Here is a 9,250-nt window from a genome sequence, read left to right on the forward strand (position 1 = left end):
CCACATCTCACCGATCTTCGAGATGTCGAGCGCGGCAAGCTGACGGTGCGCGAGCTGTATGTTCGGCTCGATGAGGATCTTCGTGAGGTTCGCAGAGGCATCGATCGATGGTTCGATCCAGCTCGTGGTTCGCGTCACCGCTTCGGCACGGTCAAGCAGCATGCGAGCGATCTGCGGGTCGCCAAATGAGGCCTCGATGAGCGCGGAACGAGCGAGGGCGCTCCGGTGGAGCATTTCGAGGCCCGGGGTGGTGGATCTCGCGAGGCACTCGGCGAAATGCTGTTTGGCGCGACCGAAATCGCCGGCAACCATTGCGGTGATTCCCTGCTGCAGCGCGAGAAACTGTGGCCAGCTGTTGCGGCGGTCGCCAAACGGCTGAATGACAGCGAGGTCGCCGCGGAGCACATCGTAGAGGGCGAGGGCCTCGACCGAATAGCCGCGCAGCCGCAGATCGTTGATGTAGCCGAACCGCATCATCAGCCCAGCTGGGTCGCTCGTCTCCTGCATCGTGTTGAACACGGCGGGTTCGAAGTAACGCTGCTCTCTCGTTGACGCGAGAAAGACACGAAACCCGGAGGTGACGTCTTGTGCGCGAGGGTCTTCCGCGACAATGTCGTCGAGAATGTGGCCGAGCACGTCTGCCTGGATTCCATACCAAATGGTGAGGCTGTGCTGGTTAAAGATGGCCCGAGCTGCACCAAAGTCTCGCCGTTCGTAACTCGCTTGGAACGAGTGCACGACCTGCCCGGGCTCGCGTTCCTGCGCGGGTGTTGACTGAAATCCTTCTAGCACGCCGTCCTCGATTAAGTTGCGCACCTGAAGTCGAAATCATCAGTGCAATTGTTGCCTTTCCGATGACTTTACAGTCCTCAGCGACTTGTCGTGCTGTGCAAATGCTAGGAGCAGCTGGTCGGCACGAAAACAGGGTGATGGGGGAGGGTGAATTAGGTTCGTTACCCGGTAAAACAGGCATTTCTTCCATCAGCCTAGATGCCGTGCCCCGTCAAAACTCGGGGCCAGCACAGGGGATGGGGATCGATGCGTTACACAACTGCAAGCCGAGTGATGCTTCAGTCGATGTCGGCCCTACTCGCACTGAGCTTCGTCGTCGCGCCAGCCGAGACCGCGCCGGCGCAGACGGTGACCTCGATGACGCAGCCGGCCCCGCCAGCCCAGCCTTCTGTGCTCGGCGAAGACGATTCACCCGCTGCTCCGGGCGAGGGCGGGAGCATCCCTGCCCCCGAAGCGCCGCCGGCCGACTCGAACCCAGAAAATGTCGATGCCCCGAGCGGCGAGAACGACTCCGAGGGCGCTGGCAGCGATGCCAAGCCCGGCGCTGCGCAACCTGATGCTGCCGGCGACGGAGCAGCAGTGCCAGCAGACCCGGCCCCGGTGCCGGCCCAACCGACGCTGCCAGAGACCTACTCGGGCGAGCAGTATTGTGCCCCTGGCAAGTACTACATCGTTTCCCAGGACCACGAACAGAAGCGTGGCGGAGGACTCATTCCGCGCTGGACGACGACGAGCTACGCGCAAATTCTTCAGGGCAGCTACAACGGTGACACCTTTCAGGTGTCGTCTTCACCGAGCCGGAGCCCGCGGGTGGAGGTTGACTCGCGCGGGATTCGAGATGACGGCAGATCCGTCAACTCCCTCGGGGTCACTTCCGACGGGACGTTCTACTACACCGTTCAGAACCCGAACGGGCTCGCGTCGAGAGAGTACGACATCTGGCGATTCACGCCGGAAAGCGGCGACATCACCCGCGGCGGGAAATCTGAGAAAGTCGTGTCGAACGGCTCCAACCCGTCGCCCGAAGCGTTTGTCGCCGGCGCCGTCGATCCGCTCAGCGGCGACTACTTCTTTGGCTACTACGAGAACGGTACCGGCTCCTCCGGGGTGATCTCGCTGACCGTGTATCGCCACAAGATTGGGTCGAACACCTCCGCGAAGGTCGCGACGTTTACCACCCCACGCGGGGTGAATAATGGCGCGCCGAGCGGCAACGGCGACTTCGCGTTCAACTCAGAGGGAGACCTGATCTTCATCGCGAGCGCGAAGAAGGATCGTGGCCGGCAGGACGGTACGACCGTCGGCACGATCTCGGCTGAGCTGCTGCAACGGGCACTCGACGGGTCGAGCTCGCGGAGCTACCAGCTCGAGCGTGGGGCCATCCGAAACGGGCTGCCGCTCGACGGCGACGCACCGTTCAACGGCATCGCCTTCACCGAGCAAGGCGACATTATTGTCGAGCAGGGACAGATGAATCGCATGAAGAACGCGATCACCTTTGACAACTTGTTCAGGACGCCGAGCAACATCGGTGCGAAGGGCAGCCCAACCGACCTTGCCTCGTGCACGTCACCCCCAACGCTTGAGGTGACCAAGAACGTCGTCGAACGCTCACAGGTCGGTGACCAGTTTGAGCTCACCGCCGAATGGCACGAGGGTGAAAATGATACGCCACAGCCGCTCGGGTCCGCGGTGACCGAGGGAAGCCAGACCGGCGTCCAGGAGGAGTCGCTCGGCCCGATCCCGATCCGCAGCGACGCCTGGTACACGATCACCGAGAAAGGGTCCGCCGGAGCGAACCTCGCGGACTACTCGACGACCTTCGCCTGCACCATCGGCGGGCAGGGCGTTGACGTCAAGCGTCTCAGCGATACCTCCTATCGAGTGAAATACCCGAAGGTGACCTCTGGCCAGGGCGAGTCACTGAAGTGCCAGTTCACGAACGGGCCCATGCGCCCGAACCTGACGGTGTCGAAATCAGCAGACCCGACGAGCGGCACCGCAGTGTCAGCGCAGCAGCAGGTCACCTACAGCGTGAAGTTCGACAACTCGAGCGGCTCAGCCCCGGCACCGGTCGCCTATACCGATCATCTCGCCGATGTACTCGACGACGCCGACTGGGTTGCCGGGCCAACCATGTCAGGTGGAACCGGGGTCACTGCCACAGCACAGGACCTCGACCCGGCAAGCGGCGCGGTCACCGGCACGTCACCCCGGATTGACTTCGCCGGGAGCGTTCCGGCACGCACCTCGATCACCGCGACCTACACCGTCAAGGTCAAAGAGCACACCGACCCGCGCACCGACACAGCTGACGCAACTGACTTTGAACTTCGCAACAGCGTTACCGAGCAGGGGCAACCGCTTCCGCCCACGTGCGACGCAGATGGTGGGCTCTGCACCGTCCACCCGGTTCAGGCGTGGCAGGTGACAAAGGCTGCGGTGCCAGACGACGCGGTGACCGTCGGGCGGAACGGCATCGTGAGCTATAAGCTCACCGTCGACAAGCTCGGCCGCAACTTTGACCTGCCAGACGTGGTCGTCACTGACGACCTCACCGACGTGATGCGCGCAGCGAGCTGGGCGCCGAACGCCGCCGCGAACACCGACGCTGGCACCAAGGTGTGGGGTCTGTACTTCTATGACGAAGACGGCAAACTGGTCTCGGAGGTGACGCGGCCAGACCCGACAGGGACGCCGCCCACCCCTGCGTGGACCCAGCCGGGCTCGCCGGAATTCGCGGACATTGAGAAGGCTGTTCCGCCGCCGTCGTTCGACGCGGCAGCGGGCACCTGGACACTGCAAACGGCGGCGTTTGACATGCCCAAGAACGTTGCGTCCGCGGAGGTGTGGTTCGCGGTCGAAGCCGGCGTGCTGCCTACCGAACCAGGGTGGGATCCGCACCCGTCCGCCGGCGGGGTCGTTCCGAACGGCACCGAATTTACCAACAGCGTCACCGCGGCAGCGGCAGTACCGCCGCTCGCCTGCGTCACTGGTGAGCCGGGCACGATGGATCCGGCTGCGTGTGAGGTCTCGAACACCTACTCCTCGCCCTACTTCGAGGTGCGGAAGCTCAGTAGCGAGCGGATGCCGGACTCGGCCGAGCTTTACGTGCTGGCAGGCCAGGAGTTCGAGTTGCGCGCCGACGACCAGGGCGTCATGAGTGGCTCCAAGCCAGCCGGGACCTGGACGTTCGGGCCGGCAGCTTCTGGCCCGAAGCAGGGCGTGTGGCAGGCGAGTAATCTCCCCGCGGGCACCTACTGGCTGCTCGAGACGAAGGCTCCGACGCATCAGATCGGTGCGGACGGCAGCAGGGAGCCCGTCGCCGGCGTCCAGTTGCTCGCCGAACCAATCAAATTTCAGGTGGGCGATGCTGCGACCAATAACGAGATTGACGTGTTCGCCCCCGACGGCTCCCTCGCCGACCGCTGCCTGCCGGCTGACGGGCCGCAGCGGGTGACCGCCTGCGTCGACCAGGCCGGAGTCGTGATGAGTGTCGTGGATCCCAAACTCGTCCCACTACCGATGACGGGTGGCCCAGCCATGCTCGGGGCGAGCCTGTGGGCGCTGTCCCTGCTCAGCCTGGCCCTCCTCGCCACCATGTACTTCACCCGGCGAAAGAAAGAGTCATCTGATGACTAACACTTCACTACTTCCCACGACGAACAACCAACCCCCTCTCGAAAGGAACCTCGTGTCCCCAAAGCCACGAAAAGCCGGCTGGGTCGCTCGACTCACGGCACTTGCAGGAGCAGCGCTCCTCGTACTGTCTGGAGCTCAGGCGGCTTCGGCCGCAGAGCCACTCACGGTCGACCCCGCCAAGCAGGGCAGCCTGAACATTCACAAGTTCGAGCAGCCCGATGACATCGGCGGCGAGGGCGACGGCACCCAGCAGGACACCACCGGCCTTACCCCCATCGAGGGCATTGGCTTCACGGTGAAGCTCATCGATCGCGCCGAAGTGGATCTCGCGACGAACGCGGGATGGCAGAAAGTCGCCGGCCTCAACGGCGACGTGAACCAGGCCACTGCGCTCGGCTTCGACGCAACGCAGCCCGCACCAGACGAGCTCTTCACTGACGCGAACGGTGACGCAGTCTTCTCCAACCTCCCGGTTGGTCTCTACCTCGTCACCGAGACGACGAGCAACGGCTACACCCCCGCTGTTCCGTTCATCGTGACCGTGCCGATCACTGACCCCGAGAGTCTCGACAACTGGCTGTACGACGTGCACCTGTACCCGAAGAACTCCAAGGGGAACACGAAGACCGCCGAGGATTCAGAGTCTGTGAAGCTGGGCGACGTCATCGACTGGAGCATCCGCGGTGATATCCCCCGCGGCGGCACACTGAGCGGCTACCAGGTCGCGGATACGCTCGACTCGCGCCTCGAATACATGCCGACCGCTGAGGTCTCGCTGGCAAACGCTGACTCAGTCTCGCTTGCTGCAGAGGACTACGTCATCGACTTTATCGACTCGACCGACCACCCCGAAGTACCTCGCGGGCAAGTACGAGGTCAACACCGTGCTCGTGACCTTCACGAAGACTGGTCTCGTGAAGCTCGAGGAAGCTGGCAAGGCGAGCGGCACCTCCCAGGTGCAGGTCGACATCAAGACCAAGGTCATCTCACTCGGCGATGGCGTCATCACCAACTCGGCAGTCATCTACCCGGACGGCCCCTCGGTCGACTGGACACCTGGCGATCCCGAAAACCCGGAGAACCCCGGCACAGAGGTGCCCGGCGTGACCTCGAAGTGGGGCAACATCGTCTTCACGAAGACCGATGACGAGGGCAACTCGCTCAAGGGCGCAGAGTTCCAGGTCTTCCTCACCGAGGCCGACGCACGTGCGAAGACGAACCCGATCGGGATCGTCATGGATGCCGACGGAAACCCCATCGATCCGCCCCAGACCACCTTCGTGAGCGATGACAGCGGCGAGGTCCGCATCACCGGCCTTCGGTACTCGACCTGGGCAAACGGCGTTGAGGTCAAGCCCGGCGACGTGGGCTACCAGTCGTACTGGCTCGCAGAGACCAAGGCTCCCGAGGGCTTCACGCTGCTCGCCGAGCCGATCCAGGTCGAGGTCAACAGCCTCGAGAACCCGGTCGTCGTCTCCGGCGCCGAGGGGAACAACGACGACAAGCTTGAAAACGTCGTCAACGTGCCGAACAACGGCGGCTTCGAACTCCCGAAGACCGGTGGCGCGGGCACCTGGTTCCTCACCGCAGGCAGCATTCTGCTCGCCCTCGGTGCCGCTGCAATGCTGATTCGCCGCGTCCGCGGTAACAGCGCGAGCTAAGCCTCAGCGCAGCGCATAGCTGTCGTGGAGTCCTGAGTTGTGGCATCCCCATCCCCCCCAAACCACAACTCGGGGCTCCACGATGTTCTCCCTCCGCCCGAACTGAATGGACGTGATGTGACGATCCCGCACGGAGCGGTCGAGACGACCAAGCAGCAACCGGCCCGGCGCTCGCCGCGGGCGAAGCTCGTCGAATCGATCATCATCCAAGTGCTTGTCACGGCGTCCCTCACCACCGGCCTATACACCGCAGCCGCGAACTGGTTCTCAACGAACAACCACAATGCGGTGCTTTCCGGGTACCTTGAAGCGCTCGAAGAGACCCCAGACGAGGAGCTTCGCGCGGCCAGGGAACAGGCGGAAGTGTACAACTCGTTCATGCCGCAGGGCCCCCTGCGCGACCCCTTCTCTGCCAGCAACAGTGCGGAACAAGAGAACGCGGGGTACGAAGCATACGAGGAGCTCTTGCGAGTCTCGCCGAGCGACGCGATCGGGCGCATCCGCTATCCCGACGTCGATCTCTCGCTCCCGATCTACCACGGCACCAGTAATGAGGTGCTGAGCAAGGGAGCGGGGCACCTGTATGGTTCTTCCCTCCCGATCGGTGGGCCGAACACCCACACCGTACTCACCGCGCACTCCGGCCTCGTGCACGCTGGGCTCTTCACCCCCATCCTCAAATCTGAGGTCGGTGACACGTTTTCAGTCGAGGTGCTGGGCGAGACGCAGTGGTACCGGGTTGAGAGCGTCGACACCGTGCTACCGACGGAAACCGAGTCGCTACGCATCGTGCCCGACAGGGACTACCTCACGCTCATCACCTGCACCCCGCTGTCGGTGAACACCCACCGCCTGCTCGTCCGTGGTGAGCGAATTGAGGCACCCGAATCATCGTTCACCCCCGAGGTCGCGGGCGACGGGCTTGAAGCGGGGTTCCCCTGGTGGCTCGTTGGCACTGTCGGCGGATCCGCCCTGACCGCCTGGTACCTGTTTGCACCTAGGCGTCGACAGTAACGAAAATGTTCTCCTCCGGCCGTTCATCAAGAAATGATAGGTTGGCGGCATGATGAATCGGGCCAGTGGGGCGGTGTTCGCCCCGAAATCGTGGGGGATGCTCCACACCGGCACGAACGGTTACGTCTCGACGTGGGGCGCAATGCTCTCCGGCACCACGCCTTCTCTGGCCGCTGCCTAGCCCCGGCCACCTGCTGAGATTCACCGCGCGACCCTGAACGCGCGCCGCGATGATTCCTGCCCTGGCTGGGCGATGCCCCTCGCACGCATGCCATCTGGAGACCCCTGTGACCTCATCGACCACCCGACCCACGTTCCCTCGCCACGGCGGCTTTACTGAAGCCCGACGCATCACCGCCCTGCTGCGGAAGGAGACTGTCGGCGGCATCCTGCTCGTGATCGCCGCGCTCGCCGCAGTGGTCTGGGCGAACTCGCCCGCCGCTGCCAGCTACTTCGCGCTTCGCGACTTCACCATCGGCTACGAGCCCTGGCACCTCAAGCTCTCGCTGGGGGCATGGGCGGCTGACGGGCTGCTCGCGATCTTCTTCTTCCTCGTGGGTCTCGAGCTCAAGCGCGAGTTCATCGCCGGCGACCTGAAGCGCTTCCGCACCGCGATCGTGCCGATCGCAGCCGCGCTCGGCGGCGTCGCTGTGCCGGCGCTCGTCTACTTCTTCATTGCCGCCCAGGACGATGCGTTGCGCGACGGCTGGGCGATCCCGACCGCCACCGACATCGCCTTTGCCGTCGCCGTGCTCGCGATCATCGGTTCGCACCTGCCGCCGGCCCTCCGCATCTTCCTACTGACGCTCGCCGTCGTCGACGACCTGCTCGCGATCAGCATCATCGCCGTGTTCTACACCGACCGCATCGAGGTGCTGCCGCTCGTCCTGTCGCTCGCGGTCATCGCGCTCTACGGGCTCATCGCGCAGCGCTACCGGGTCTTCTTCGGCACCCGAGCGTTCGCGGCCTGGGTGGTGCTGCTGCCCATCGGCGTCGTCGCGTGGGCGCTCATGCACGCGTCGGGCGTGCACGCGACAATCGCGGGAGTGCTGCTCGGCTTCACGATCCCGGTGCTGCATCGCCGCGCGGACCGGGATGCCCAGTCGGGCCAATCGGGCCAGCCCGCCCAGCCCGCCCAGCCCGGGCTCGCCGAGGAGTTCGAGCACCGCTTCCGGCCGCTCTCGGCAGGCTTCGCCGTGCCAGTGTTCGCGTTCTTCGCCGCGGGGGTATCCGTCGGCGGCGCTGAGGGGATCCGCGCCGCGATGACCCACCCGCTCACCCTCGCGATCGTCGCCGCCCTCGTGCTTGGCAAGCCGGTCGGCATCCTCGCCATGACCTGGCTCACCACGAAGCTGTTGCGCACGAAGCTCGACCCCGAGCTGCGGTGGATCGACATGATCGGAGTCGGGCTCCTCGCCGGTATCGGGTTCACCGTATCCCTGCTCATCGCGGAGCTGAGCTTCGCGCCCGGGTCTGCCGAGGCGGACACCGCCAAGGTCGCGATCCTCACCGGCTCCGTGATCGCCGCCCTCCTCGCCGCCGCCCTCCTCGCGATGCGCAACCGCCAGTATCGACGAATCGCGCTCCGCGACGCGGTCGACGCGAATGCGGACGGCATTCCCGATGTGTACCAGCGGGCGGAGTAGCGCGGGGCGGGTGCGGGTCGATCCTGAGACCGGGAGCCGCGCGCATCCGAGGCCGGAACGCGGCAACGGAACGCCGAGCGTCTCAGTGTGTGCACCGAGTTCACATCATCGGAGTAACCTGCTAACGAACGGACGAGCCGGGAGGAGTGCGAACCATGCCTGAGGGAGCATTCTTGTTCGAGCTCGCACGGGCCGAGAGCGCGGTCGTGCCCGAGCAGGTGGTCGTCTCACGGATCCTCCTCGGGCCTGAAGTCACCCTTTCGCACCCAGACGCGGCGCTACCGCCGGTCAGGATCGGGATCGATGCTTCGGCATTCGAGATTGCCGCGAAGCTCCGCGAGGAATGGTCGGTGCCCGTCGACGACGAGGTGCTCGCGGGGGAGGAGGTCGCCCCGGAGCACGTTGACCTTTCCGTGCGCTGGCGTGAGATCCACCGCGATCTCAGCCTCACGGGGGTGCTGCGCAACGCCGACTCCAGGGCGCAACTCACACAGG

At 64.7% G+C, this 9,250-nt stretch carries 7 protein-coding genes and 1 pseudogene; 7 read left to right on the forward strand and 1 reads right to left on the reverse strand.

All coding sequences use genetic code 11. The features are described 5' to 3' along the window. A partial coding sequence (locus ACI1US_RS11830) for a hypothetical protein (protein WP_461640646.1) occupies positions 1 to 792 on the reverse strand: 792 nt, incomplete at its 3' end. A gap of 246 nt (positions 793 to 1,038) precedes the next feature. Here ACI1US_RS11830 and ACI1US_RS11835 point away from each other — a divergent pair. From ACI1US_RS11835 to ACI1US_RS11865, 7 genes and pseudogenes are all read left to right on the forward strand, one after another. Continuing rightward, positions 1,039 to 4,434: a prealbumin-like fold domain-containing protein gene (locus ACI1US_RS11835; RefSeq protein ID WP_461640647.1), complete on the forward strand. Its 3,396-nt coding sequence runs from the start codon at positions 1,039 to 1,041 to the stop codon at positions 4,432 to 4,434. Then, a pseudogene (locus ACI1US_RS11840) lies at positions 4,427 to 5,215 on the forward strand (SpaH/EbpB family LPXTG-anchored major pilin); the annotation flags it as partial. The gene ACI1US_RS11835 and the pseudogene ACI1US_RS11840, both read left to right, overlap by 8 nt. Before the next feature lie 19 nt (positions 5,216 to 5,234). Continuing rightward, entirely contained in the window at positions 5,235 to 6,095 is an 861-nt protein-coding gene (locus ACI1US_RS11845; protein WP_461640648.1) for a SpaH/EbpB family LPXTG-anchored major pilin, read from the forward strand. A 117-nt stretch (positions 6,096 to 6,212) separates the two neighbouring features. Then, positions 6,213 to 7,109: a class C sortase gene (locus ACI1US_RS11850; protein ID WP_461640649.1), complete on the forward strand. Its 897-nt coding sequence runs from the start codon at positions 6,213 to 6,215 to the stop codon at positions 7,107 to 7,109. 49 nt (positions 7,110 to 7,158) lie between these two features. Next, a complete protein-coding gene (locus tag ACI1US_RS11855) occupies positions 7,159 to 7,290 on the forward strand; it encodes a hypothetical protein (protein ID WP_461640650.1) in 132 nt (43 codons plus the stop codon). 94 nt (positions 7,291 to 7,384) lie between these two features. Beyond that, the gene (gene nhaA / locus ACI1US_RS11860; protein ID WP_461640652.1) at positions 7,385 to 8,755 is read left to right on the forward strand and encodes a Na+/H+ antiporter NhaA; all 1,371 of its coding nucleotides are present in this window, start codon (positions 7,385 to 7,387) and stop codon (positions 8,753 to 8,755) included. Positions 8,756 to 8,910: 155 nt separating this feature from the next. Then, positions 8,911 to 9,250 (forward strand): hypothetical protein (locus ACI1US_RS11865; RefSeq protein WP_461640651.1); only part of this gene is annotated, 340 nt, incomplete at its 3' end.

This window comes from Leucobacter sp. BZR 635 (genome assembly GCF_048061935.2).
In the GTDB taxonomy this organism is placed as follows: Bacteria; Actinomycetota; Actinomycetes; order Actinomycetales; family Microbacteriaceae; genus Leucobacter.